Genomic DNA, 25255 nt, shown 5'->3' with positions numbered 1-25255 from the left:
TAAATTGAAAGGAATTATTTTAGCCGGAGGTTCAGGCACACGTTTGCATCCATTAACATTAGCGGTTAGTAAACAGTTAATGCCAGTATATGATAAACCAATGATCTATTACCCATTATCAACTTTAATGTTGGCCGGGATAAATGAAATATTGATTATTTCTACTCCTCATGATTTGCCACATTTTGAAAAATTATTAGGTGATGGTTCTCAAATAGGATGTAAATTTTCTTATAAAGAACAACCAAGTCCAGATGGATTAGCACAGGCTTTCATATTAGGGGCTGATTTTATTGGCGATGATAAGGTAGCCTTGATTCTAGGTGATAATATTTTCTACGCTTCTGGAATGTCAAAATTATTACAAGACTCAGCAGATCCAGATGGAGGCGTAGTATTTGCTTACCAAGTATCAGATCCTGAACGTTATGGCGTAGTTGAGTTTAATAAGGATAATGAGGTTGTCTCTATTGAAGAAAAACCAAAAGAGCCTAAATCAAATTACGCCGTTCCAGGATTGTATTTTTATGACAATGATGTGGTAGAAATTGCCAAGAATATAAAACCTTCACCAAGAGGGGAGTTAGAAATTACAGATATTAATGCAGAATATTTACGTAGAGGCAAATTAAAAGTTGGAGTGTTTAACCGTGGTACAGCTTGGTTAGATACTGGTACTGTTAATTCGTTGATGCAAGCCGGACAATTTGTACAAGTGATTGAAGAGCGTCAAGGAATGAAGATTGGTGCCATAGAAGAAGTGGCTTACCGTATGGGTTACATCAACAAAGCGCAGTTAAATGAAATTGCTGAACCATTACGCAAAAGCGGTTATGGAGAGTATTTAATGAAGGTTTGTAAATAATATTATGAATAAAACAAAACACTTAATAATTTTTGGAACTAGACCAGAGGCTATTAAAATGGCTCCTTTAGTAAAGGAATTTATAAAACACGAAGAATTTGAAACAAAAGTTTGTGTAACAGCTCAACATAGAGAAATGTTAGATCAAGTTTTGGACTTTTTTGAGATAAAACCTGATTATGATTTGAATTTAATGAAGCCAAATCAAAATTTATTTACATTAACAGCTGATATTATCACAGAATTAAAGCCAGTTTTAGAAGAGTTTAAACCTGATTATGTTTATGTTCATGGAGATACTTCAACTTCTACAATTGCGGGATTAGCTGCATTTTATGCAGGTGCAAAAGTTTGTCATGTCGAAGCAGGGTTAAGAACACATAACAAATGGTCTCCTTTTCCAGAAGAAATGAATAGACAATTAACAGGTAGATTAGCGGATTATCATTTTGCTCCAACTCAGCAATCTTACGATAACTTGATTAAGGAAAATATTAAAACTGAGAATATTGTCATTACAGGTAATACGGTGATTGATGCATTATTAAATAGTTCAGAAAAAGTTAAAACGATTAATAATGATGAAATTGAATATTTGAAAACAATAGTTGATTCGTCTAAGAAATTAATTTTAGTAACAGGACATCGTAGAGAAAATCATGGACAAGGTTTTATTAACATTTGCGAAGCTCTTAAAGAAATAGCATTAACACATTCTGATGTTCAAATAATTTATCCTGTTCATTTAAATCCAAATGTACAAAAACCAGTACATGATATTTTAACAGGAATAGAGAATATCAAATTAATTGAACCTTTAGCTTATCCAGCCTTTGTTTGGTTAATGTCACAATCTTTTATGATTATTACTGATTCTGGAGGTGTACAAGAGGAAGCTCCAAGTTTAGGGAAACCTGTATTAGTCATGCGTGATACGACAGAAAGACCAGAAGCTGTAGATGCAGGGACAGTAATTTTGGTTGGTACAGATAAAACAAAGATTGTTACAGAAGCTAACGATTTATTAAATAATCAAAACCGATACAATTCGATGAGTGAATTACATAATCCTTATGGAGATGGAAAAGCTTGCGAAAGAATTGCAGAATTTATTCAATCATTATTTTAATGAACTATAAAGAAAAAATATCAAGTATTTTATCATCAGATATTAATAAAAAAATATTTAACCATGGTATATGGATTTTATTAGGTAATGTCATTTCTAAATTTGTTCTATTAATAGCTACTATTATTATGGCTAGATATTTAGGTAAAGATGAATATGGGCAGTTTGGAATTATTAAATCTACAATTTTAATGTTTACAATGTTTGCTGGATTGGAACTAGGTATGACGGCTACAAAATATATTTCTCAATATAGGGTTTCTAATAAAGAAAAAGTAGAACGAATAGTGGGGCTATCTAATGTTTTTGCTATTACTTTAAGTATTTTAGTAACATTGCTTGTTTATTTTTTTTCGAAGGAAATATCGATAAAAATTAATGCACCATCTTTATCTCCCGAAATAAGAATTAGTTCATTTATTCTATTTTTCTCTTCTTTAAATGGTATACAAGGAGGGATTTTGGCAGGGATTGAAAAATTTAAAGAACTCTCTATAAATAATGCTATTGCAGGTATAATATCATCAATAGGGTTAATTTTTGCATCAAAATTTTTTAATTTAAATGCAGTTGTGATTGCTTTTGGTTTAAATTATGTATTGCTATTTTTTCTTAATTTTAATACTTTGAGAAAAAAATTCTACTCGGAGTTTAATATTTCTGTCTTTAGAATAAGAAACTTTGAAGAAATAAATGTTTTATGGAAGTTTAGTCTACCTGCAATTTTAGCTGGGCTTATGGTTGGTCCAACAGTTTGGTACTGTAATTATTTATTAGTGAATCAATCGAATGGATATTTTCAAATGGCAAATTTTGATATTGCAAGCCAGTGGAGAAATACTATCTTATTTATTCCATCTGCATTAGCTCAGGTAGCTCTTCCGTTATTAGCATCTAATATTAATAATAAATCTGAATATAGAGATGTTTTTAATAAGAATTTAAAAGCTAATCTTTATACTGGAGGAGGGTTAACAATCTTTTTTACATTAATATCACCATTAATAATAATGTTTTATGGAAAGGAATATCATGATGCATTATTACCATTAATTATTATGTTTATAACAGCAGGTTTTATAACAGTTAATAATGTAATAGGACAAGCGATTGCAAGTCAAGGAAAAATGTGGTTAGGTTTTTTTGTTAATTTATTATGGGGGATTGTTCTAATATTCTTTAGTTATTTATTTGTAGTACAATGTAAATTAGGAGCAATAGGATTATGTCTAGCTTATTTAATTAGTTATATTGTTCATACAGTTATTCAGTTTTTTTATATTAGAAAATTTCTTTAAAATCGTGCCAATAGCTTTATGCATGAGAAATTAGATAGTACAATTTATTTAAATAACATTTTATATTAGAATTTATGAAGCCAATAGTATATTTTTATTTACCAAAAGGAACTTTAAATGATGCTACAGAGTATTATTGTAATATAATAAAGAGAGCTTTCAAACAAAAGGGGTATATTATTGAAACTCGTGATTTATTATTCAAAGTTAAGCATGACGTTTATATTGTAGCCATTACGCCAGCGAATGCTTATCAAATAAAAAAGAAAAACCCAAAAAGTAGGTTAGTTACTTGGTTTCAAGGAGTAGGACCAGAAGAATATATTATGCTTCATGGTAAGACCGTGAAGTCCTTTTTGGTAAAGAAGTTAAGTGAATTTTGGGAAAGGAAAGCATTAACGCAGTCTGATATTCGTATTTTTGTTTCTGAAGCTATGTTGGATCATTATAAATCAAAGTATCAAATACCAATAGATAATTATTTAATTATCCCATGTTACAATAAAGCTTTAAATAAGGATTTAATTATAGATAATTCTTCAAAATACGAAAATTTAAGTTTTGTCTATGCTGGTTCATTATATAAATGGCAGTGTATTGAAAAAACATTAGAAGTATTTCGTGAAGTAGAAAAAATTGATAGTTCTGCACATTTAACATTGCTTACTAAAGATGAGACTGAAGCGAAGCAAATGGTAGAATCATCTGGCATTAAGAACTTTGATGTTAAATATGTTCCTTTAGAATATTTAGATAAAGAGTTGACAAAATATAAATATGGGTTTTTATTGAGAGAAGATAACATTGTGAATAGAGTGGCAACACCTACTAAAATGAATTCATATTTGTCTGTAGGCACTGTACCTATCTATAGTAATGTAGTTGATTCTTTTAAAAAGAATTTAGATTTAACAGCTTTTCAAGTATCTATTGGAATTGAAGAGTCATCTAAGGAGATTGCCCAAAAAATTATTAATCAACATCGTTGTGAAATAGATAGTGGTCAGTTTATTTCTAAATTAGAAGAAAATTTCAATAGATATTACAATGATAATTTGTATGTCAACGAAATAATAACAAGACTTGATTAGATTATGAATGATAAGCTCATATTTGATTCTTTATATAATATATTATACTTTTCATTTGCTTTATCCGTTTTATTATTTTCATTTCAAATAGATTTTAAAGGATATACTAAAATTACACATAAAATAGGTAAATGTTTAACACTATTCTTTTTAGTAGCTTACATATTGTTGATAGGAACTAGAGCTTATGATGTGGGGACAGATACAGTTAATTATTATAAGTTTAATTGGCAAATGGATACTAAATCTGATGGTGGAGAATTCTTATTAGTATGGATTGTTCAGTTTGTCAAAATAATTGGAGGATCCTTCACGTGGTTTCTTTTATTAATTAGTTTTATTTTTTTTTATTTAAATTATAAAACATATTATCAAATAGGAAAAATATTTAATACAAATGTGATTTTTATATTATTTTCTTTAATCTCATTGTTTTTCACTAAATCTTTATCAATAAATATTATTAGACAAGGTTTGGCTTTGGCTATATTAACATATGCTTATTCAAAATGGTTTAATCAAAATAAAATAACAATAGAATTAATTCTACTTCTTTTGGTTTCAATGATAAGCCATACAACGTCAATTGTTCCAATTTTTATTTTTACATTTCTACAATGGAAAACAAAAAAAATTTCAATTAATTTTTTTCTATTTATATATATTACAGGTATAGTACTATCTGTAATAAATATAGGTCTTTTAAATATAGCTCCATTTTTAAATAATATAATTACAGATAGAAGATCTATATATATTGCAAAAGATAGTGATTTAGAATATTCTGTAGGGTTTAAACCTAACTTTATATTATTTAACACAATATTTCTTTTAATTTTCTATTATAGACTAAAAAAAATAAGAGAAGTATCACAATATGAAAAATATGAAAATCTACTTAAATATTTTATTGTAACATCTTTTTTATTTTTTATGACATTTCAAATACCTTATTCTGATAGATGGGGATTATTTAGTTGGATTGCAATACCCATTTTAGCCACTCCAATTTTTTCTTATAGGAATTATAAGAAATTTTATATATTCCCTTGGGTAATTTTTTTTATATTAGTCTTCTCATTTTTCATTTTTTATGGATAATACCAATGATAAAATCTACTTAACAATAGCAATACCATTCTATAATGCAGAAAAGTATTTAGCACAAGCGATAGACTCTGTTATAAATCAATCATTCCAAGAATGGAATTTATTGTTAATAGACGACGGTTCTAATGATCAATCTTTAAATATTGCGAAAGAGTACGAAAAGAAAGATGATCGTATTAAAGTTTATTCAGATGGACTGAATAAGAATTTAGGATATCGATTAAACCAAATTCCTTCTTTAGTTTCAACGAAATATTTAGCTCGTATGGATGCTGATGATATTATGCATCCATTAAGATTACAAAAGCAGATTGAAGCATTAGAAAAACATCCAGAGATTGACGTGTTAGGTACAAATGCGTATTCTATCGATGAAAATAATAATGTTGTGGGTATCAGACTGGATACTAATTGTGGTTACTTGGTTGATGTTCATCATTTTATTCATCCAACTATTATGGCAAAGACAGAGTGGTTCAAAAATAATCCGTATGATGTGAAAGCAATTAGGTTGGAGGATGCTGAGCTATGGTTTAGGACAAAGAATATGAATACATTTAAAATGTTGTCAGAACCTTTATTTTTTTATAGAGAATTCAGTGGTAGCTATTTTAAAAAGTATTGGAAGGGGTATAAGACTGTATTTTACCTAAACAAGAAATATAAATTTTCGAAGCCGTTTGTGGGCTGGATATTTACAACACCTATTACCATTTTAATTTACTTTTTGTTTGAGCAAGTTTTAAAAAGTGATAAGCTAAACCTTAGAAGAAATGAAATTGTATTTAAAAGTAGAAAAATAGTAAAGATTTAATTAAAATTGATTTAGATGAAAAAAGTATTAGTTATTGTACCTTACTTTGGCAAACTTCCCGATTATTTCGATTTATGGTTAGATTCTGCTAGATATAACAACGATATTAATTGGTTACTTTTTACTGATGATTCAAGTTATTTCGATTACCCTCCAAATGTAAAGGTGAATTATTGCACATTTGCAAATATAAAAGATGAAATACAGAATAACTTCAACTTTAAAATAAATTTGGAAAATCCTTATAAATTGTGTGATTTTAGACCTGCATATGGCGAAGTTTTTTCTGAGTATCTAGAGGGTGTACACTATTGGGGATATTGCGATTTGGATTTGATCTTTGGTGATATTAATATGTTTATTAGACATCTTGTAGCGGATGAAAAATATGATAGGTTATATACTTATGGTCATTTTTCTTTAATAAGAAATACTCATAAGACAAATTCTGCTTATAAACATAAAGTATTAGGATATCCTTATTATACAGAAGTCTTCAGCTCCCCTGAATTTTATCATTTTGATGAAATGAATGGAATGACGCCAATATTTAATGATTTAAATCTAAAACAATTTTATGAAGAGGATATGTGTGACATAAATTCATTTTATTTTCCGTTGAGATTAGTTATAAATAAGCATTCAAAATTGAAGAATTACAAGTGTCAACAATTCCGATATGAATCTGGAAAAGTATATAGATTATATAAGTCTGGACAAAAACTTTTGAAAGATGAATTTTTATATTTTCATTTTCAAAAAAGAAAAATAAGATATATTCCTACCAAAGATCAATATAAAGATTATAGGTTGGGTCCTGATTGTTTCGCTGATCAAAGTATTTATATTAGTCCAAGTATAAAAAGTATATTATTTTTCTATAAAAAAGTTATTATTCGGATTTTAAAAGCTGTAAAAAAGAGAGTAAGTAAATTATGAGAATTTTACAAATTATAGATAGTCTTCCGGCCACGAGCGGTGGGGCACGGTTTGTAGTTAATCTTTCAAAATCGTTAACCAACCTAGGACACGAAGTTGAGGTACTAGTTGTACAAGGTACAGAATCGCATTTTTTTACAGAGCTTAAAAGTAATAACATTAGGATTATAGATTTGGGTGGTAAAAACTTAGTATATAGATTTAATCCTATATATATATTGAAGATTGCAAAATATTTAGATAAATATGATGTGGCTCATGTGCACATTTTTCCCACCTCTTATTTAGTTGCCTTTTCCTCATTTTTAATAAATAAAAAGTCGCCAATAATTTTTACTGAGCATAATTCTTACAATAGAAGAGCGGGGCATAAAATATTTAATAAATTGGAAAAATTAGTTTACAGTAGATTTAGTCATATTGTAGCACTTTCAGATCAAGTTAAAGAATTTATACTTAATAATTTTCTAACATGTACAAAAAAACTTTCTATTATACAAAATGCGATTAATACTGATGAAATTTTTGATGCTATTCCTTTAGATAGATCTGTTTTTGGTTTTAAAAGCTATGATTTTTTATTATTAATGAGTGCTCGCTTTACGAATCAAAAAAATCATAAACTGTTACTTAAAGGAATGTTAGAACTTCCAGACAATGTTAAATTGATTTTGGCTGGTGATGGGGGACTCAAAACGGAAATGGAATATTTTGTTGAAGTTAATAATTTAAAAGAGCGGGTTTTATTTTTGGGAAATAGAAGTGATATTTTTTCACTTATGAAAATGGTAGATGTTAATATACTATGTTCTAATTTTGAAGGTTTGTCTTTAGCTGCATTAGAAGCAATGGCTTCTGGTAAACCTTTTATAGCTTCCAATGTTGAAGGATTGGATTTTGTTGTTAAAAATAAAAATTTATTGTTTAATAATATTGTTGATGAACTTGTTGAAACAGTAACTCGTTTATTAACAGATAAGATTTGGTATGAAAAAGCTTCTGAAATTTCCGTACAAAGATCAAAAGACTTTGATTTTATAAAAATGACTGAAAAATATTTGGATGTATATCAAAAAGTAATTAATGAAAAAAATCAAGTCTAAATTTTTTTTAATGACAACTGTTTCTATGTCATTAAACTTTTTTAAAGAACAGATAAATCATCTTAATCAATTTTATGACGTAACTCTTATTAGCTCTCCTTCTGCTGAATTAAAAGAAATTGCAAAGAGAGAAAATGTAAATTATAAAGGAATAAAAATGAATAGGGAAATAGCTCTATTTAATGATATTAAAAGTTTAATATGTCTTATAATAGTCTTTGTAAAAGAGAGGCCGACAGTCGTACATTGTAATACACCAAAGGCATCTTTATTAGGATTGATTGCAGCTTATATAACCAGAGTACCGAATAGAATTTATTATATACATGGATTAAGATATGAAGGTGTAACAGGAATAAAACGCAAAATATTGATTACAATGGAAAAAATTTCATGTTTTTGTGCAAATAAAATTGTTGCCGTTAGCTTTGGGGTTCAAGAAATTGTTCAAAATGATTTAACGTCCAAAAAAGTAGATGTTATTCATAATGGAAGTGCAAATGGAATGGTTATAGATGATTTTATTAATTCCCAATATAACAAATCAGAAATTAGGGAAGAATTAAATATTTTGAAATCAGATTTTGTATATGGTTTTGTGGGTAGAATAGTTGGTGATAAAGGAATAAATGAGTTGATTGAAGCATTTCAGGTACTAAATGAAGAATATAAAAACACAAAACTTCTTTTAATAGGATTTTATGAAAAAGAATTAGATCCTTTAAAAAAGGAGACAATAGAAAAAATAAAAAATAATCAAAACATCATCGAATTAGGTTTTCAAAAAGATGTAAAAAAATATTTATCAATTATTAATGTCTTTGTATCTCCTTCTTATAGAGAAGGATTTGGGTTGTCTTTATTAGAAGCAAATTTGATGGGAAAACCTGTTATAGCAACAAAAATAACAGGCTATACAGAAATTGTCACCCAAGGAGAAAACGGTTTTTTAATACCTATTAAAAATAGTGAAGAGCTAAAAAATAAAATGGAATGGAGTTTACTTAATTCTGAAATAATATTAAAAATGAAAGACCAATGTATTAATATTGTAAAGGAAAAATACAACCATGTGGACGTTTTGAAATACGCTCTTAATTATTATTTACAAATGAAGAAGAATTAAAAGTTTAATTATTAGTAAAATGTATAGTAATTTTTTCAAACGCCTTTTCGATTTCATCATCGCTTTTGTTGGGTTGATTATTTTATCACCCATATTTATCATCATTACAATTGGTTTGTATTTTGCCAATCAAGGAAAACCGTTTTTCTTTCAGGCTAGACCTGGTAAGAACGAGAGAATCTTTAGGATTATGAAGTTCAAAACAATGAACGATAAAAAAGATGCTCATGGTAATTTACTACCCGATGCTGAACGTTTAACTCCAATTGGCGCTTTTGTACGTAAAACATCGTTAGACGAAATACCACAGTTAATCAATGTGTTAAAAGGCGATATGTCACTAATAGGACCTCGTCCTTTATTGCCACATTATTTACCATTATACAATGCTCATCAAAAACGCCGTCATGAAGTTCGTCCAGGAATTACAGGTTGGGCACAGGTCAATGGTAGAAATGCCATTACATGGAAAAGAAAATTTGAATTAGATGTGGACTATGTGGATAATTTATCTTTCTTGATGGATGTAAAGGTATTCTTTTCAACGTTCAAAAAAGTGTTCAAATCAGAAGGAATTTCAGCCGATGGGCATGTAACAATAGAACCTTTTAACGGAAATAATTAAGACATGTATTTATACGGAGCAAGCGGACATGGAAAAGTAATTGCTGAAATTGCTGAAGATTTAGCTATTAATATAACGGGGTTTATTGATGCAAACACTAGTATCACTTCAGTATTAGATTATACTGTAATTGCTATTTCAGCTACTAATCTAAACGGTAATGCAGTGATAAGTATTGGGAGTAATAAAATAAGAAAACAAATTGCAATTAAAGAAAATCATCTTCAGTTTATTTCTTTACTATCGCCTAAAGCGAATATTAGCCAAAGAGTGGTTATTGAGGAGGGTACAGTTGTGATGATGGGAGCAACAATTAATAGTGAAGTTGTAATTGGTAAACACTGTATCGTAAATACAAATGCTTCTATAGATCACGATTGTAAGTTAGGTGATTTTGTACATATTTCACCCAATGTTGCTTTAGCAGGCAATGTAACAGTTGGAGAAGGGACACATATTGGAATTGGTGCTTCGGTTATTCAAGGAATAAATATTGGTAAGTGGTGTACAATAGGCGCAGGAGCAGTGATTATAAAAGATGTTCCAGATGGAGCCACAGTTGTAGGAAATCCAGGAAAAATTATTAAAATAAAAGATATAAACGAATACAAATAGATAATGCTCCATTAGGAGCCTTTTATATATTAACTAATTTGAAAAATTCATATAGTTTAATTTCTCGTGCCTCACAAATTCTTAAAATTGTTTTTAAACTGATATTATAATTTCCATCTTCTTTAATTAATCTTACAGTCTTTTCATCAATTCCATGAGAAGTTGCAAAAGAAAGGTTGCTTTGACTATCTGCTAACCAATTGTCTCTTATAAACTCTACAATTTTTCTGTTTTTATCCTTCATTTAGACAAATGAAAGAGTTATTTAAAAAAATAATTCGGATTTATATCCGAATATCGAATATTATTATTATATTTGTTATCAGATAGTTAAAAAATAAAGTAAAAATACTTTTATCTCGCATTGGAAAACTGGTAATTTTTGTAGCAACGAGAAAATAAGTAAATTTGCTCACGACCTAGGCGTGGGCTCTCTTATTGTTGCTCGGTATACCAGTACCTCTAATGCTTTAAGAAGAGTTCCATGCCTTTCTTGTTTTTGGTCGTTTTCTTCCATCACAATCGCATCGAACTTCATATAATATGCTTGGTTTTATTCCTCTACAAATCAAGTAAAGTACTCTCTCTAAATATGTATTTCTTATAATAGAAATGCACAGACGGTTATTCGATTCAGTTAGAATTGTAAGATGTAGGAGTTGTGATGTATTATGTATTATGTATTATGTATTATGTATTAAGTAGTATGTTTTCAGATTAAGGATGAGGTTTTGAGATGTGAGATATTCGATATTCGATATACGATTTTCGATTTACGATATACGATGTGAGATTTTAGATTTGTGAAATGTATGATGTATTTAAATATTGAAAAAGGATGAAGAAACCGGCATTAAAACTCTCACGTTAAGAAAATGGTTGAGTGCAACGTTAAAAAGGTTTTAGCCCGTAGGGTTTTTAAAATCTTTAGTGGAATGAGGGCATTTTTAGTAGAGAGGTTTACGGCCAAGAGTTTTTTGTTTCGTTTTTTGCGCTCAAAAAATGAAAATAAAGAACAAATTTGAAATAAAAAAACAAAACCTCCTTTCCCCAAAACAAAGTTGACGCGATGTACAGGAAAAGGAGTGGCTTTTAAAACTAATGTTGAATTAAATAACTATGTAAAATTATGAGAAAATTTTACTTCAAATTCAGTAGGCAATCTTATGTTAATCTACTGGGACTATTTTGTGCTATACCTTTATATGCACAAATAAAAACCATGACTGACATGGTAAAAGAAATTCGAACCTCATTGGTGGATATACTACTAGTAGGAAGGAGAAATAGTGAACAAAATTATTAAGCGATAAAGACTCACATTTAATTCCCCGAAGACAACTTATAAGAGAGTGAATGATCTTCATAAAAGTAGTGTTAATTTTTATTTCATTTATTAATGTAATTTTTAAAACTGTCTAAGGGGAATTTGTGGGTTTATGCCTGGTTTCATAATGACCAAATTCGTTGTCAAAATCGAATTAGAATTTTGATTAGAAAAACCACGTAAAACGTTAAGTGTACAAGGTAAAATTTGATAAAAACCATTGAGGTTAGATAAATTAAGTGTTAAAAAGAGTTAAAATCCTGTATCGTTGTATATCGAAAAAGACACTTTTCTGTATCGGTTGTGTATCCGCGCTGTATCCATTCTATATCCATTGTATATGCGTTCCGTATGGTTTGTTCGGTGTTCGTGTATCGGAAGGATTGTTAGGATGTACTATGTATTAAGTAAAAAGTACAGATTAGATGTTAGATATGAGAATTGAGATTTTATAATTGTAAGATGTCTTATGTATTTGAGGTTGAGATTAAGGATAAGGTTCTGTGACGAACTAAGAATAACAACGATTTAAAGGATGAAGAAAATGGCATTAAAACTCTCACGTTAAGAAAATGGTTAAATGGAGCGTTAAAAAGGTTTTAGCCCGTAGGGTTTTTAAAATATTTAGTGAAATGAGAACATTTTTAGTAGAGAGGTTTATAGCCAAGAGTTTTTTGATTACTTTTTTACTCTTAAAAAAGTGATAGTAAGATTTTTATACAAACCCAGAATGATAAATACGTAAAACGTTAAGCGTATCACGTAGAATTTAATAAAAACCTATGTTTCTATTGTGGTTAAAAAATAACACAGAACGTAAAACTTAATAAAAACCCCTTTCCCCAAACAAAGTTGGCGCGATGTACTGGAAAGGATGGCTTTTAAAACTAATGTTGAATTTAAAAACTATGTAAAATTATGAGAAAATTTTACTTCAAATTCAGTAGGCAATTGTATGCTGAACTACTGAGATTATTTTGTGCTATACCTTTATATGCACAAATAAAAACCATGACTGACATGGTAAATGAAATTCTGACCTTAGTGGTGGATATACTACTAGTAGGAAGGAGAAATAGTGAACAAAATTATTAAGCGATAAAGACTCACATTTAATTCCCCGAAGACAACTTGTAAGAGAGTGAATGATCTTCATAAAAGTAGTGTTAATTTTTATTTCATTTATTAATGTAATTTTTAAAACTGTCCAAGGGGAATTTGTGGGTTTATGCCTGGTTTCATAATGACAAAATTTGTTGTCAAAATCGAATTAGAATTTTAATTAGAAAACCACTTAAAACGTTAAGTGTACAAGGTAAAACTTGATAAAAAACATTGTGGTTAGATAAATTAAGTGTTAAAAAGAGTTAAAACCCTGTATCGTTGTATATCGAAAATGACACTTTTCTGTATCGGTTGTGTATCCGCGCTGTATCCATTCTATATCCATTCTATATCCATTGTATATGCGTTCCGTATGGTTTGTTCGGTGTTCGTATATCGGTGTTTAATTTGTAAAAAGTACTATGTATTAAGTAAAAAGTACAGATTAGATGTCAGATATGAGAATTGAGATTTTATAATTGTAAGATGTCTTATGTATTTGAGGTTGAGATTAAGGATAAGGTTCTGTGACGAACTAAGACAACGATTTAAAGGATGAAGAAAATGGCATTAAAACTCTCACGTTAAGAAAATGGATGAATGGAGCGTTAAAAAGGTTTTAGCCCGTAGGGTTTGTAAAATCTTTAGTGAAATGAGAACATTTTTAGTAGAGAGGTTTACGGCCTTGACTTTTTTGTTTCGTTTTTGTGTCAAGACAAAAATGAAAAGAAGAGATTCTGATACAAGCCCAGAATGACAAAATCTGTTTTTAAAAATGAATTTGAATATTAATAAGAAAAAAGACGTTGAGCGTATAACGTAATACGTATCACGTAAAACATAAATAAACCACCTATATTATGCTAGAAAAAGAATATGAATTACTGAAAAAAGGCGATCCCAAAGCCTTAGAACATATTTATGTAAGATATAAAAGACTACTTTTTTGGATTGGTAAACAAATAATTACGGATGAATTTGTAGTAGAATGTTTGGTACAAGATGCGTTTCTGAAATTATGGGAATATCGTGAGAAGATAGAAAGACCTAAACATATCCTTTTCTTTTTGAAACTTGTACTGAAATACAGTTGTTATTCGCATTACTATAAACCGAAGAATAAATTTTTTAGGTCAGTGTATTCATTAGAGAGTTACGAGAATTATGATAGTTATTTGACTGGATATGACCCCGCAGATAACATTCAAAACCTAATCGATCATGATAGACAACAGCAATATTATGAAGAAATTATAAAGGTATTGCCTTTATTAAGCACTGAAAGAAAATATTTGATTGAGCTCTGCTTGAATTATGGATTCAGATACAAAGCAATTGCCAATGCAATGGGAAGAGGAATAACTGAAACAACGAATGAAATTAAACGAGCTATAGCGGATCTCCAGAACATTCTAAGTCACCAAGAAAAGTTAGCAAATAAAAACAAAACAGTATCTGAGACAAAGAAAAAAAATCAAATGACAGAAAAACAATCGTTGATTTTAAAGCTTCGATTCGAGAAGAAACAATCGTTTACAACCATTGCCAAGACATTAGAACTTTCTCAGAAAGAAGTGCACAATGAGTTTGTAGTCGCTTATCAATTGTATCAACAAAAAAGCTTAAACCCCTAAATAACTAAATATGGAAAATTCTACAATTTTTTTAATACGTAAAATACAGTTAATCGTTGATTTACCAACCCAAGAAGAACGAAAGGAAGTTTGGAGTACCCTATACAAATGGCAAAATAGATGTTTTATAGCAGCTAATTTGATTGTTTCTCATTTGTATGTGCAAGAAATGGTGAAAGATTTTTTTTATTTCTCTGAAGGAATCAAATATAAATTAATAGACGAAAACAAAGATGAAGATGGAATACTAGAATGTTCACGGTCGACTACCATTTATCGTGTGCTCTCAAAACGTTTTAAGGACGAAGTTCCGATGTACATATTGTCTAGTTTGATGAATACGTTATACTTATCCTTTAAGAAGGATTGTGTCAAATATTGGAGAGGAGAAATTTCCTTAAAAACATTTAAACGGGATATAGCAATTCCTTTTAACTTAACAAGGATAAGTAAATTTTCGTATGATTCAGATCAAAAAGAGTTTTATTTTAAATTTTATAAAATTCCTTTTAAAACATATCTTGGTAAAGATTATATTGATAATCATAAGGTATTGGAGCAATTTGTAAGTAACCAAATTAAAATTTGTAGATCGCAAATTAAATTAGAAAAAAATAAAATATTTTGGGAATTCGCTGCAGAAATTGAAAAAGAAAAAAATCAATTACAACCCGAAATTATTGCAGAAGTTTCTTTGTCGTTGGAATATCCGTTGGTTGTAAAAATAGATAAATATCGACTTACGATTGGTACCAAAGAAGAATTTTTGTATAGAAGATTGGCGATACAAGCTTCTCGTAAAAGAATATTAGAAGGAGTACCTTATTGCAAAGGAGGGAAAGGAAAAGAAAGAAAATTAAAAATAGCAAAAAAATTAAAAAATACAGAGAGTAAATATGTTCATCATCGGCTACATGTTTACAGTAGAATGTTAATTGATTTTTGCGTTGAAAAAAAAGCAGGAACGATAGTTATTGTAGATCAAGAAGAAAAAATAGAAATAGCCAAAAAAGAACGATTTGTCCTAAGAAACTGGAGCTATTATGAACTCATGAATAAAATAAAATACAAAGCTGATAAAGCAGGTATTGAGCTTATAACAGCTTAAACCATAATTTAGGAGGGTGATTTGTACACCCATAGGGTGAGGTTATTGCGAACACTCACTAAATGTGAAAAACATATACAAACGGGGGGATTTTTTAAATTTTATTGAAACTTGCTAGATACTCCCAATATAAAGGCAAGATAAAGGCAACATAGTGGCAGTAGAATGTATGTAAGGGTTATTCGGTTCAGTTAGAATAGTAAAATGTAAAAAGTATTATGTTCAAATTAGAATTTAAAATTGATGCTCGAGTTTTTTTATTCTACAATTATGAAGTTTTATGATTAACTAATGAAGCGAAAACAATAGTTTTATTCTAAATTTGTACAACAAAAACAACTATAGAAAATGGCTGAAAAGATATGGTTATCATCTCCTCATATGGGAGGAAATGAATTAAAATACATTCACGAAGCATTCGATGCAAACTGGGTGGCTCCTTTAGGACCAAATGTTAATGGTTTTGAAGCAGATTTAGAAAAATTCTTAAATGCAAATGTAAAAGTTGCAGCATTATCTGCTGGTACAGCTGCAATTCATTTAGCTTTAATTGAATGTGGCGTTGGCTACGGAGATGAGGTTCTTTGCCAATCAATGACATTCTCAGCAACTGCAAATCCAATCGCTTACCAAGGCGCAACACCTGTATTTGTAGATTCTGAAAAAGATACATGGAATCTTTGTCCAATAGCATTAGAAGAGGCGATTAAAGATCGTATAGCAAAAGGAAAAACACCAAAAGCGATTTTAGCCGTTCATTTGTACGGAATGCCTTATAAAGTTGACGAAGTACATGCTGTTGCAGATAAATACAACATTCCTGTGATCGAAGATGCTGCAGAAGCATTGGGTTCTACTTTCAAAAATAAATCTGCAGGAACTTTTGGACGTTTCGGTGTTTTATCATTCAACGGAAATAAAATTATTACAACTTCTGGTGGTGGAGCGTTGGTTTCCCATACACAAGAAGATAAAGATAAAGCGGTATTTTTAGCAACTCAGGCTCGTGATAATGCACCACATTATCAACATTCGCATATTGGGTACAATTACCGTATGAGTAATATTACAGCAGGTATCGGTCGTGGACAAATGGAAGTTTTAGCGGATAGAGTAGCAGCTCGTCGTGCAATGAATAAATTCTACCAAGAGTTGTTTGCGGATATTGATGGCGTAACTGTTTTTGTAGAACCAAGTTCTGATTATTTCTCTAACCATTGGTTATCAGCGATTTTAATTGATCCAAAAGTAGCAGGGAAAACGCGCGAAGATTTACGTTTAGCTTTCTTGGAAGATGATATCGAATCTCGTCCGTTATGGAAACCTATGCACATGCAACCTGTCTTTGCAGATGCACCTTATTATGGAGGAACGGTAGCAGAAGAATTATTCGAAAATGGATTATGTCTTCCTTCTGGTTCTAATTTAACAGATGCAGAACGCGAACGAATTACAGCTAAAGTAAAAGAAGTATTTGGAAAATAATTTTCAAAATATAATATCAATCAAATCCTCTTAAGTTTTCTTAGGAGGATTTTTTGTTTATTAAAGCATTTATCTTCATCTTATCGTCAGTCAGAGTGGCGTTTGCAAAACGTTGTATCGAAGACTTAGACGATAAACAAAGTTAAATCTCTCTCGTTAAAAAATAATGTAATTATCTACAAATAAAACCCAGAATCCCCAGTAATCCTTTCCTTCGTGAATTTCCGGAAAGCAATGAGATGTAGAATAAAACTTATCGGAAAAATACTGAGATAAAGCAACCAATCTACTTTTTCATTTAAAATAATCGTTAGAAAAAAACAGACAATAAGCATCGAAAGTAAACCAATTGGAAATTGATGATTGATAAAAATATATTTGATTGGAAAAGTAATAATAATTGCTCCTAAACAACTTATTCCGTAACCAAAATAGGTTGGATTTAGAAATAAAGCCATTATCAAACAAGGTAAAATAAAGAGCAAACTATTTAGGCTAAAATCAATTTCATTCTTTAGTATATATTGTTTGTTGGATAATTTTGAACTTATAAAGTAAGCTAATTTCTCTGTTTTTTGAATATTTCCGAGAAGAAGAAAAAGAATTCCTACAATAGAAACGAGAAACAAATTCAGGTTATTTTCAATCAATCCTTGATACGAAATGTAATAGGCGCCAATAAAAATGAGATAATTAATTTTGAATCGTCTAAGTTGAACAATCGTCAAAACATCTAAAATTCGAAGTCTATTTTTCACCATTGGTTTACCAATTTTTCCATTATAAAAAGTGAAAAATAGAATGAAAGCAAAAATAACCGCTAAACTAATCATCCAACCAAAATGAATAGCCACAATAATGTTGAAAACATTAACAAGGATGAGGTCTATAAGATAAATGAGATAGGTTTTTCGGGGGGTGAATAAACCTTTTAAAAGTCCGAAATCTTTTCTGATATTCACTTGCTGACTTGCCATAAAACTAAAAAATAGAACAAGATATTCTTTATAATCGAAAGCAGGGAAACTCGGAAAACTACCATTCAATATTTTGAAAATAATGACAAAATAAAGGATAAAAGGTATCCAAAATTTAGACGAATCGTTGTAGGTTAATTGGCGAAAACGGTTGATATAAATGATTTTTAGCGTATATAGAATTTTATCCATGATCGATTGATTGCATAAACAAGTTCATAATATTTTCATTCTCAACTTCCGTGATTTGTTGCTCATTTACATAAAAAGTTTTAGTCAAATAAGGCGAAACAATTTCGATAATATGCGAAGAAACAAACACAATATTTTCCTTTGCTAATTCTCTAATTTTATGGAGTAAAACATAATTACTTTCGATATCTAAACCATTAAAAGGTTCATCGAAAATATAAATTTTATAATCATCAAATTGTAAAATAGTATTGACATATGCCTTTTTCAGTGTTCCTGTCGACATTGTTTTAAGTAAAACTTTTTCGTCAATATCAAAGATTCGAGTTGAATTTGAATTCTTTCTACCTGATACTTTTTGATAAAATTTATAAAATTCTTCTGCTGTCAAATATTCATAAATCATCGGTTCTGTTGCTAAAAATGCAACATCAGAAGGTTGTAGAATTTCATTGTTTAATCTAATTGTTCCTTCATAGGATTTCAAACCGCACAAGGTTTTTAGAAAAGTACTTTTTCCTTGTCCATTTCTCCCAAAAACGCCATACAAACCATTTGAATCTATTTTGAGATCGATCGCTTTCAAAATAACTTTATCTAAATCATAACTGATTTTTTCAAGATTAATTTCTAAAATTGGTTGAACCATTTTTACAGAGTTTTAGTGGAATAAAGATAAAAGTACTCGAATAATTTGTTATAAGTTGATTATCGGTTAAATTTGTAATCAAATTGATCAGAAATTATGATTGACCAAATCAAACAATATATTGAAGAAGTAAAAAACTTCCATTCAACAAATGCTGCTGAAATTGAAGAATTCAGAATTAAATTTTTAGGAAAAAAAGGAATTTTAACGGACTTGTTTACACAGTTCAAATCTGTTCCGAATGAACAAAAAAAGGAATTTGGTCAAGTTGTGAATGAATTAAAAACATTGGCAACAGAAAAATCAACTGTTCTTAAAAATGAAATCTCAAACGAAGGAAAAACTGATTCTTCTTTAGATTTAACGCGTCCTGGAGAGCCTTTTACATTGGGATCTCGTCATCCAATTAATATTACAAAAAATCGTATTATCGAAATTTTTAATCGCATTGGATTTAGCGTTTCTGAAGGTCCAGAAATCGAAGATGATTGGCACAATTTTACCGCGTTAAATTTGCCAGCGCATCACCCTGCGAGAGACATGCAAGATACATTTTTCATCGAAACTGATCCAGATATTGTGTTGCGTACGCATACATCTTCTACGCAGATTCGTCATATGGAGAAAAATCAACCACCAATGCGTTTCTTAGCGCCAGGTCGTGTTTACCGTAACGAAGCGATTTCGTCTCGTTCGCATATGATGTTCCACCAAATTGAAGGTTTGTATATCGACGAAGGTGTTTCGTTTGCAGATTTGAAACAAACTTTAAGTTATTTTACAACTGAGTTATTTGGTAAATCTGAAATTCGTTTACGTCCTTCATATTTCCCATTTACAGAGCCTTCTGCTGAGGTTGACGTATATTGGGGATTAGAAACTGAAACCGATTATCGTATGACAAAGGGTACAGGTTGGTTAGAAATTATGGGATGTGGAATGGTAGATCCTAACGTTTTGCGCAATGTAGATATCGATCCTGAAAAATATTCGGGTTATGCATTCGGTATGGGAATTGAGCGTATTGCGTTGTTGTTATATCAAATTGGGGATATCCGTTTGTACACAGAAAATGATAAACGTTTCTTAGAGCAATTCCAATCAGAATTATTTTAAGATTAATAAAATATAAAGACTAGAAGGAACTCAATTTGAGTTCCTTTTTTTATTTACTACCTTTATGTAAACAAATATTATTCATGAAAATACTCAATTCAAAACAGATAAAAGAATGGGATCAATTAACGATCAAACATCAAAATATATCCTCTTGGGATTTGATGGAGCGAGCTGTATTGAAATTGACTGAAAATGTAGTGAATGATATTCCATCTAAAGAATTACCAATTATTATTTTTTGCGGAAAAGGAAATAATGGAGGAGATGGATTAGGAGTTGCAAGAGAATTGAAAAAATTAGGCTATAAAACGTTGATTTATATATTGAAATCAGAGAATTATAGCGAAGATAATTTAAAGAATCAACAACTTTTTTGTTCTGATGATTTACATTTTTTTAATTTGAATGAAGAATTACAACTTCCTGAAAATTCAGTTATTATCGATGCTATTTTCGGGATTGGAATTAATCAACCTTTGCATGATGATTGGAATTCAGTCTTCAATCAAATAGAAGAGTCAAATCCGACGCAAATTATCTCGATAGATTTGCCTTCTGGTTTTATTGCTGATTCTCCTATGCAAAAATATTTTCCGTGTTGTAAATCAAATAAAACATATACTTTTCAGGTTCCTAAATTAGGTTTATTATTTCCTGAAAATCAGATTTACACTGATGAATTTATTTTATTAGATATTGGATTAGAACAGAATGTGAGTAATGAATTTGAGACAAATTATTATTTTATACAGAAAAATGATGTTCAGAAATTTCTAAAGAAACCAAGTAAGTTTTCGCACAAAGGTACATTTGGTCATATGTTGATAATTGGTGGAAGTTTAGGAAAAATAGGTTCAATTATTTTAAGTGCAAAAGCAGCCTTGAAGACGGGTAGTGGTTTGGTAACGACTTATACTCCTCAATGTGGATTAAATATTTTGCAAACAAATTTGATAGAATCAATGAGTTTGGTTGATGATTCAGAAAAACAAATTGAACATTTTCCTGAGATAAAAATTTATCAAGGAGTTGCCGTTGGAATGGGAATGGGAAAACACCCAACTACAGAAGCAAATTTTATCAATTGGATTAAGAATCAACAACAACCTTTGTTGATTGATGCTGATGCATTAAATTGTTTAGCTAATCAGAAAGATTGTTTTACGTTGATTCCACAAGATTCAGTTTTAACACCGCATCCAAAAGAGTTACAACGTTTAATTGGAGAATGGGAAAATGATTTTGAGAAATTAGAAAAAGTTAAAAAACTTGCTGTTTTTCATCAATTGACATTTATTATAAAAGGTTTTTATACTGCAGTTATTACATCCGAAGGTAAAATTTATTTCAATTCCACGGGAAATTGGGGAATGGCAACTGCTGGATCTGGAGATACGTTGAGTGGAATTATTGCGTCGCTAATTGGACAAGGTTATAATTCATCAGAAGCTTCAATTTTAGGTGTTTATTTACATGGATTGGCTGGAGATTTGGCTGTAAATAAAATTCATCCACATAGTTTAATTGCGTCAAATATTAGTGATTTTATCAGTGAAGCTTATTTTTATTTGGATTCGAATTTTTGAAAAAATAACAAAAAAACGGAACTTAATTTGAATTCCGTTTTTTGTTGAATATCTTTTCTAACTTGGTTTTATCAATTTGTTGATTGTTGACTTCTACAAAATAATCTTGTTGCCAATTTTGAGTTTTCTCCGCTTGTTTATTTTCAGGTTTTACCCAATTCGGATAAACTCTAAAACCTCTTTTTCCTTCTTTTTTAATTGAGGTCAAAATATGTTTTTCAATTAAAATTGATTTCGGAAAAATATAAAAACCTAGTTTAGAATTATCTTCTGCCGCAATAATGTAATAATCAAAACCATCATTTTCGTCGAAAGGTTCGGTTTGTTTAGCTGTATTTCGTTTCCATAATGTTACAAATTGACCAACTTTTTTAGGCGTAATTTTCGATTTTCTAAATTTTATAGAAAACTCATTAACATTGAAATTATAACCTATATATTCGTCACATTCTGCATCTTTTTCAAGAGTTGAAATGGATAAATTCGAAGATTTTAGAACAAAATCTTCGAATTTTTGAATAATTTCAGTCATTTATTTCAATTGTTGATAAAAGTACAACTCATACGTTGGAAATAAATTTGGATAGAAAATTTTTCCTAAATCATTCAAAATAATATCTGGACGAAGAATTCCTTGTTCAAAATAATCATTCGAACCTTTTGCATTCATTCGTTTGTTGTAAGCGTAGACATTTCCTTTCTTAAATGCATCAAACCACGCATAATTTGGATAAGAAGCTTTCATTTCTGCCAACGAATTCACATTTGTTACATTGATCCAATAATTTGCAGATTTTCCAGCTGTATAAACTTCTTCAAACGTTAAACTCAAACTATTTTCACCTGTTTTATTCTTGAAAATATAATTTCCTTTTGCGTCATCAATCAACTTCGCTTGTAACAAATCTTTTGTTGGTACATACCAAATATCGCCATACATTGTATTCACAATTGTTGAAACATTACCTTGTGCTTTGGTTTGAATGATATTTTTGATTGAATCGTAATTATTTTTAACCGTTTCTACGCGTTTTTCAGCTTCTGTATCTTTTCCGAATAATTTTCCGAAAACCTTCAAATACTCAACTTGTCCTATTGGATTTTGCTCTTTGTATTCATCTAAATACAATACTTTTATCCCATTTTGTTCCAATTGTTGATGAAATTTTGCCAAAACAGGATTTGAATTTGCAATAATTAATTGTGGCTTATTTTTTAAGATAATTTCTGTGAATAATTCGTTCGAATTTCCAACTTTCAAGATTGATTTATTAGCAATTCCTTCGGCAATTTTAGGATTGTAAATAAAATCTGCATCGCAAACTCCTTTGATTAAATCAAGACTTCCTAATTGATCTAAAAACGTCACAGCAGACGAAGTTTCTACCATCACAGTTTTGATTGGCAAGTCTTTTTTATCAAATGAAATCGTATTTCCAGAAGATTTTATCGTGATTGTTTCGTTGTTTTCTTCGATAGAAATATTTTTCGCAAACTGAAAAGTTGTATTTTCTTGTTCGGTTTTAACAGCTTCTTTCGACTGTTTACAACTACTAATGGCAAGAAGAATGAATGAACTTAGAATTAATTTTTTAATCATTTTGGATTGAATTTAGAGGAAGCAAGTTAAGAATTCTGTCAAAATCATAAAAAAATATTTTTGTAAGCAATTGATATGTTGTAAATTAAATTATTGTTAAAAATTTTTCTGAAAAAGCTTAGGTTTTTACGATAAAAGTGCTGTATATTTGCATTCGAAAATAAGGGAAAATACTTTCAATTATTTCAAACGGCCGAGTGGCGCAACTGAATAGCGCACTTGATTACGGCTCAAGAGGTTACAGGTTTGAATCCTGTCTCGGTCACAAAAATGCTCAGCGTCAATCGTTGAGCTTTTTTTATGAATGTTAAATTCTATTGTTATCAATAAAAAAGTCCATCTACAAATTGTAAATGGACTTTTTGGATTTTTATTATTTCTTTCTGAAGTAAACTTCAACTGGAACTCCTTCAAAATTAAATTCCTTTCTCAATTGATTTTCAATAAATCGTTTGTAAGGATCTCTAATATATTGCGGCAAGTTACAGAAAAACGCAAATTGAGGCGTTTTTGTAGGTAACTGCGTTACATATTTGATTTTGATGTATTTTCCTTTTACTGCAGGTGGAGGTGTAATCTCGATAATCGGTAACAAGGTTTCGTTTAATTTACTTGTTTTGATACGACGACTACGATTCTCGTAAACTTCGATAAATGTATCAACAGCTTTCAAGACACGTTGTTTTGTAAGAGCCGAGATAAACAACACAGGAACGTCTGTAAAAGGCGCAATACGTTTTAGAATAGCATCTTTGTATTCTTTCATTGTATTGGTTTCTTTTTCCAATAAATCCCATTTGTTGATTAAGATGACAACACCTTTTCGGTTGCGTTCTGCTAAATAAAGAATGTTCAAATCCTGTGCTTCAATTCCACGTTCTGCATCAATTACCAAGACACAAACGTCACATTCTTCGATTGCACGAACCGAACGCATCACAGAATAAAATTCTAAATCTTCGCTAACTTTTCCTTTTTTACGCATTCCAGCAGTGTCTACCAAAACAAATTCGTGTCCAAATTTATTGTACAACGTTTCGATAGAATCACGTGTTGTTCCTGCGATATCGGTTACAATATTACGTTCTTCACCTAATAATGCATTGATTAATGTAGATTTTCCAGCATTTGGACGACCTACGATCGTAATTTTAGGTAAACCTTCGAATGGATCAATGTGTTCTTCTTCTGTAAAACAATCTACTACATCATCCAATAATTCACCTGTTCCACTTCCGCTCATTGCAGCGATTGTGTACATTTTTTCGAATCCTAAGTTATAAAACTCATAAGAATCGTCTAAATTTTTGTTGGTATCGACCTTATTCACAACTAAGAATGTAGGCTTCTTAGTGCGTCTTAAAAGGTTGCCAACTTCCTTATCCATATCCGTTAAACCAACTTGATTGTCTACCATGAACAAAATTACATTTGCTTCATCGATAGCCAATTCAACTTGCTTGCGGATCTCTTCTTCAAAGGTATCATCTGAACCAACGACATACCCTCCGGTATCGATTACGGTAAACTCTTTTCCATTCCAATCAGATTTTCCATAGTGACGGTCACGTGTAACACCAGAAGTGTCATCAACGATAGCTTGTCTTTTTTGGATCATTCTGTTGAAGAACGTAGATTTACCAACGTTTGGTCTTCCTACAATTGCAACTATATTTGACATTTTGCAAAGGTATAATTTTTAGAATTATTTTTTACATTAATTTTTTGATTGAGAAAGTATTGTAAATAAAAAAGGTTA

22 protein-coding genes and 1 tRNA gene are annotated in these 25255 nt (G+C 30.0%); 17 read left to right on the top strand and 6 right to left on the bottom strand.

Going from position 1 to position 25255, the window contains the following annotated elements:
* Nucleotides 1–4 precede the first annotated feature (4 nt).
* The 11 genes from rfbA (at nucleotide 5) to ACTS9J_RS00890 (ending at nucleotide 10715) form a co-directional block, all read left to right on the top strand.
* Nucleotides 5–865, top strand: a complete 861-nt coding sequence (gene rfbA, locus ACTS9J_RS00940; protein ID WP_295676923.1) for a glucose-1-phosphate thymidylyltransferase RfbA — start codon at nucleotides 5–7, stop codon at nucleotides 863–865.
* A 4-nt stretch (nucleotides 866–869) separates the two neighbouring features.
* Nucleotides 870–1994 carry a non-hydrolyzing UDP-N-acetylglucosamine 2-epimerase gene (wecB, locus tag ACTS9J_RS00935; RefSeq protein ID WP_295676925.1) on the top strand — a complete coding sequence of 375 codons (1125 nt, stop codon included), beginning with the start codon at nucleotides 870–872 and terminating at the stop codon, nucleotides 1992–1994.
* Complete coding sequence (locus ACTS9J_RS00930; protein WP_448352719.1) at nucleotides 1994–3292, top strand: oligosaccharide flippase family protein; 1299 nt, start codon at nucleotides 1994–1996, stop codon at nucleotides 3290–3292. Before wecB ends, ACTS9J_RS00930 begins: the two co-directional genes overlap by 1 nt.
* Nucleotides 3293–3366: 74 nt before the next feature.
* The gene (locus tag ACTS9J_RS00925) at nucleotides 3367–4383 is read left to right on the top strand and encodes a hypothetical protein (protein WP_448352718.1); all 1017 of its coding nucleotides are present in this window, start codon (nucleotides 3367–3369) and stop codon (nucleotides 4381–4383) included.
* A gap of 3 nt (nucleotides 4384–4386) precedes the next feature.
* Complete coding sequence (locus ACTS9J_RS00920; RefSeq protein ID WP_448352717.1) at nucleotides 4387–5484, top strand: EpsG family protein; 1098 nt, start codon at nucleotides 4387–4389, stop codon at nucleotides 5482–5484.
* Entirely contained in the window at nucleotides 5477–6307 is an 831-nt protein-coding gene (locus ACTS9J_RS00915) for a glycosyltransferase family 2 protein (RefSeq protein ID WP_448352716.1), read from the top strand. Before ACTS9J_RS00920 ends, ACTS9J_RS00915 begins: the two co-directional genes overlap by 8 nt.
* A 15-nt stretch (nucleotides 6308–6322) precedes the next feature.
* A complete protein-coding gene (locus ACTS9J_RS00910; protein ID WP_448352715.1) occupies nucleotides 6323–7246 on the top strand; it encodes a DUF6625 family protein in 924 nt (307 codons plus the stop codon).
* Nucleotides 7243–8349, top strand: a complete 1107-nt coding sequence (locus tag ACTS9J_RS00905; protein ID WP_448352714.1) for a glycosyltransferase — start codon at nucleotides 7243–7245, stop codon at nucleotides 8347–8349. The genes ACTS9J_RS00910 and ACTS9J_RS00905 overlap by 4 nt, the downstream gene beginning before the upstream one ends.
* Nucleotides 8330–9475: a glycosyltransferase family 4 protein gene (locus tag ACTS9J_RS00900; RefSeq protein WP_448352713.1), complete on the top strand. Its 1146-nt coding sequence runs from the start codon at nucleotides 8330–8332 to the stop codon at nucleotides 9473–9475. The genes ACTS9J_RS00905 and ACTS9J_RS00900 overlap by 20 nt, the downstream gene beginning before the upstream one ends.
* Nucleotides 9476–9494: 19 nt before the next feature.
* Nucleotides 9495–10100 carry a sugar transferase gene (locus tag ACTS9J_RS00895; protein WP_448352712.1) on the top strand — a complete coding sequence of 202 codons (606 nt, stop codon included), beginning with the start codon at nucleotides 9495–9497 and terminating at the stop codon, nucleotides 10098–10100.
* A gap of 3 nt (nucleotides 10101–10103) precedes the next feature.
* Nucleotides 10104–10715, top strand: coding sequence for an acetyltransferase (locus ACTS9J_RS00890; RefSeq protein WP_448352711.1), 612 nt, complete (start codon nucleotides 10104–10106; stop codon nucleotides 10713–10715).
* A 22-nt stretch (nucleotides 10716–10737) separates the two neighbouring features.
* Here ACTS9J_RS00890 and ACTS9J_RS00885 read toward each other — a convergent pair whose 3' ends face one another.
* A complete protein-coding gene (locus ACTS9J_RS00885) occupies nucleotides 10738–10959 on the bottom strand; it encodes a hypothetical protein (protein ID WP_448352710.1) in 222 nt (73 codons plus the stop codon).
* A gap of 3047 nt (nucleotides 10960–14006) precedes the next feature.
* On the opposite strand from ACTS9J_RS00885, the gene ACTS9J_RS00880 reads away from it, so the two are divergent.
* From ACTS9J_RS00880 to ACTS9J_RS00870, 3 genes are all read left to right on the top strand, one after another.
* Nucleotides 14007–14780, top strand: coding sequence for an RNA polymerase sigma factor (locus tag ACTS9J_RS00880; protein WP_448352709.1), 774 nt, complete (start codon nucleotides 14007–14009; stop codon nucleotides 14778–14780).
* Nucleotides 14781–14790: 10 nt separating this feature from the next.
* On the top strand, nucleotides 14791–15888 hold the full coding sequence (locus ACTS9J_RS00875) for a hypothetical protein (protein ID WP_280045889.1): 1098 nt from the start codon (nucleotides 14791–14793) through the stop codon (nucleotides 15886–15888).
* A 348-nt stretch (nucleotides 15889–16236) separates the two neighbouring features.
* Nucleotides 16237–17373 (top strand): DegT/DnrJ/EryC1/StrS family aminotransferase, encoded by a 1137-nt coding sequence (locus ACTS9J_RS00870; protein WP_291093647.1) that lies wholly within the window; start codon nucleotides 16237–16239, stop codon nucleotides 17371–17373.
* Between the two features lie 176 nt (nucleotides 17374–17549).
* Here ACTS9J_RS00870 and ACTS9J_RS00865 read toward each other — a convergent pair whose 3' ends face one another.
* Both ACTS9J_RS00865 and ACTS9J_RS00860 read right to left on the bottom strand, forming a co-directional pair.
* Entirely contained in the window at nucleotides 17550–18542 is a 993-nt protein-coding gene (locus ACTS9J_RS00865) for a hypothetical protein (protein WP_180905601.1), read from the bottom strand.
* Nucleotides 18535–19191, bottom strand: a complete 657-nt coding sequence (locus tag ACTS9J_RS00860) for an ATP-binding cassette domain-containing protein (RefSeq protein ID WP_180905602.1) — start codon at nucleotides 19189–19191, stop codon at nucleotides 18535–18537. The genes ACTS9J_RS00865 and ACTS9J_RS00860 overlap by 8 nt, the downstream gene beginning before the upstream one ends.
* Nucleotides 19192–19287: 96 nt before the next feature.
* Between ACTS9J_RS00860 and ACTS9J_RS00855 the strand changes: the two genes are divergently transcribed.
* The gene (locus ACTS9J_RS00855) at nucleotides 19288–20307 is read left to right on the top strand and encodes a phenylalanine--tRNA ligase subunit alpha (RefSeq protein WP_038336503.1); all 1020 of its coding nucleotides are present in this window, start codon (nucleotides 19288–19290) and stop codon (nucleotides 20305–20307) included.
* 83 nt (nucleotides 20308–20390) lie between these two features.
* Nucleotides 20391–21896: an NAD(P)H-hydrate dehydratase gene (locus ACTS9J_RS00850; RefSeq protein WP_448352708.1), complete on the top strand. Its 1506-nt coding sequence runs from the start codon at nucleotides 20391–20393 to the stop codon at nucleotides 21894–21896.
* A gap of 22 nt (nucleotides 21897–21918) precedes the next feature.
* Here ACTS9J_RS00850 and ACTS9J_RS00845 read toward each other — a convergent pair whose 3' ends face one another.
* Both ACTS9J_RS00845 and ACTS9J_RS00840 read right to left on the bottom strand, forming a co-directional pair.
* Nucleotides 21919–22428 (bottom strand): MepB family protein, encoded by a 510-nt coding sequence (locus ACTS9J_RS00845; protein ID WP_448352707.1) that lies wholly within the window; start codon nucleotides 22426–22428, stop codon nucleotides 21919–21921.
* Nucleotides 22429–23496, bottom strand: coding sequence for an ABC transporter substrate-binding protein (locus ACTS9J_RS00840; RefSeq protein WP_448352706.1), 1068 nt, complete (start codon nucleotides 23494–23496; stop codon nucleotides 22429–22431).
* Between the two features lie 191 nt (nucleotides 23497–23687).
* Here ACTS9J_RS00840 and ACTS9J_RS00835 point away from each other — a divergent pair.
* Nucleotides 23688–23761: transfer RNA gene (locus tag ACTS9J_RS00835), tRNA-Arg, on the top strand.
* A gap of 108 nt (nucleotides 23762–23869) precedes the next feature.
* Here the strand turns inward: ACTS9J_RS00835 and der are convergent.
* Complete coding sequence (gene der / locus ACTS9J_RS00830; protein ID WP_180905606.1) at nucleotides 23870–25177, bottom strand: ribosome biogenesis GTPase Der; 1308 nt, start codon at nucleotides 25175–25177, stop codon at nucleotides 23870–23872.
* Nucleotides 25178–25255: the final 78 nt, after the last annotated feature.

It is taken from the genome of Empedobacter sp. ULE_I140 (genome assembly GCF_053482575.1).
This window is presented reverse-complemented; position numbering and strand designations above follow the sequence as displayed.

What these genes read in the sequence shown, in the direction of transcription:
- wecB (WP_295676925.1), top strand. Translation starts at nt 870, where the DNA reads ATGAATAAAACAAAACACTTAATAATTTTTGGAACTAGACCAGAGGCT.
- ACTS9J_RS00930 (WP_448352719.1), top strand. Translation starts at nt 1,994, where the DNA reads ATGAACTATAAAGAAAAAATATCAAGTATTTTATCATCAGATATTAAT.
- ACTS9J_RS00925 (WP_448352718.1), top strand. Translation starts at nt 3,367, where the DNA reads ATGAAGCCAATAGTATATTTTTATTTACCAAAAGGAACTTTAAATGAT.
- ACTS9J_RS00920 (WP_448352717.1), top strand. Translation starts at nt 4,387, where the DNA reads ATGAATGATAAGCTCATATTTGATTCTTTATATAATATATTATACTTT.
- ACTS9J_RS00915 (WP_448352716.1), top strand. Translation starts at nt 5,477, where the DNA reads ATGGATAATACCAATGATAAAATCTACTTAACAATAGCAATACCATTC.
- ACTS9J_RS00910 (WP_448352715.1), top strand. Translation starts at nt 6,323, where the DNA reads ATGAAAAAAGTATTAGTTATTGTACCTTACTTTGGCAAACTTCCCGAT.
- ACTS9J_RS00905 (WP_448352714.1), top strand. Translation starts at nt 7,243, where the DNA reads ATGAGAATTTTACAAATTATAGATAGTCTTCCGGCCACGAGCGGTGGG.
- ACTS9J_RS00900 (WP_448352713.1), top strand. Translation starts at nt 8,330, where the DNA reads ATGAAAAAAATCAAGTCTAAATTTTTTTTAATGACAACTGTTTCTATG.
- ACTS9J_RS00895 (WP_448352712.1), top strand. Translation starts at nt 9,495, where the DNA reads ATGTATAGTAATTTTTTCAAACGCCTTTTCGATTTCATCATCGCTTTT.
- ACTS9J_RS00890 (WP_448352711.1), top strand. Translation starts at nt 10,104, where the DNA reads ATGTATTTATACGGAGCAAGCGGACATGGAAAAGTAATTGCTGAAATT.
- ACTS9J_RS00885 (WP_448352710.1), bottom strand. Translation starts at nt 10,959, where the DNA reads ATGAAGGATAAAAACAGAAAAATTGTAGAGTTTATAAGAGACAATTGG.
- ACTS9J_RS00880 (WP_448352709.1), top strand. Translation starts at nt 14,007, where the DNA reads ATGCTAGAAAAAGAATATGAATTACTGAAAAAAGGCGATCCCAAAGCC.
- ACTS9J_RS00875 (WP_280045889.1), top strand. Translation starts at nt 14,791, where the DNA reads ATGGAAAATTCTACAATTTTTTTAATACGTAAAATACAGTTAATCGTT.
- ACTS9J_RS00870 (WP_291093647.1), top strand. Translation starts at nt 16,237, where the DNA reads ATGGCTGAAAAGATATGGTTATCATCTCCTCATATGGGAGGAAATGAA.
- ACTS9J_RS00865 (WP_180905601.1), bottom strand. Translation starts at nt 18,542, where the DNA reads ATGGATAAAATTCTATATACGCTAAAAATCATTTATATCAACCGTTTT.
- ACTS9J_RS00860 (WP_180905602.1), bottom strand. Translation starts at nt 19,191, where the DNA reads ATGGTTCAACCAATTTTAGAAATTAATCTTGAAAAAATCAGTTATGAT.
- ACTS9J_RS00855 (WP_038336503.1), top strand. Translation starts at nt 19,288, where the DNA reads ATGATTGACCAAATCAAACAATATATTGAAGAAGTAAAAAACTTCCAT.
- ACTS9J_RS00850 (WP_448352708.1), top strand. Translation starts at nt 20,391, where the DNA reads ATGAAAATACTCAATTCAAAACAGATAAAAGAATGGGATCAATTAACG.
- ACTS9J_RS00845 (WP_448352707.1), bottom strand. Translation starts at nt 22,428, where the DNA reads ATGACTGAAATTATTCAAAAATTCGAAGATTTTGTTCTAAAATCTTCG.
- ACTS9J_RS00840 (WP_448352706.1), bottom strand. Translation starts at nt 23,496, where the DNA reads ATGATTAAAAAATTAATTCTAAGTTCATTCATTCTTCTTGCCATTAGT.
- der (WP_180905606.1), bottom strand. Translation starts at nt 25,177, where the DNA reads ATGTCAAATATAGTTGCAATTGTAGGAAGACCAAACGTTGGTAAATCT.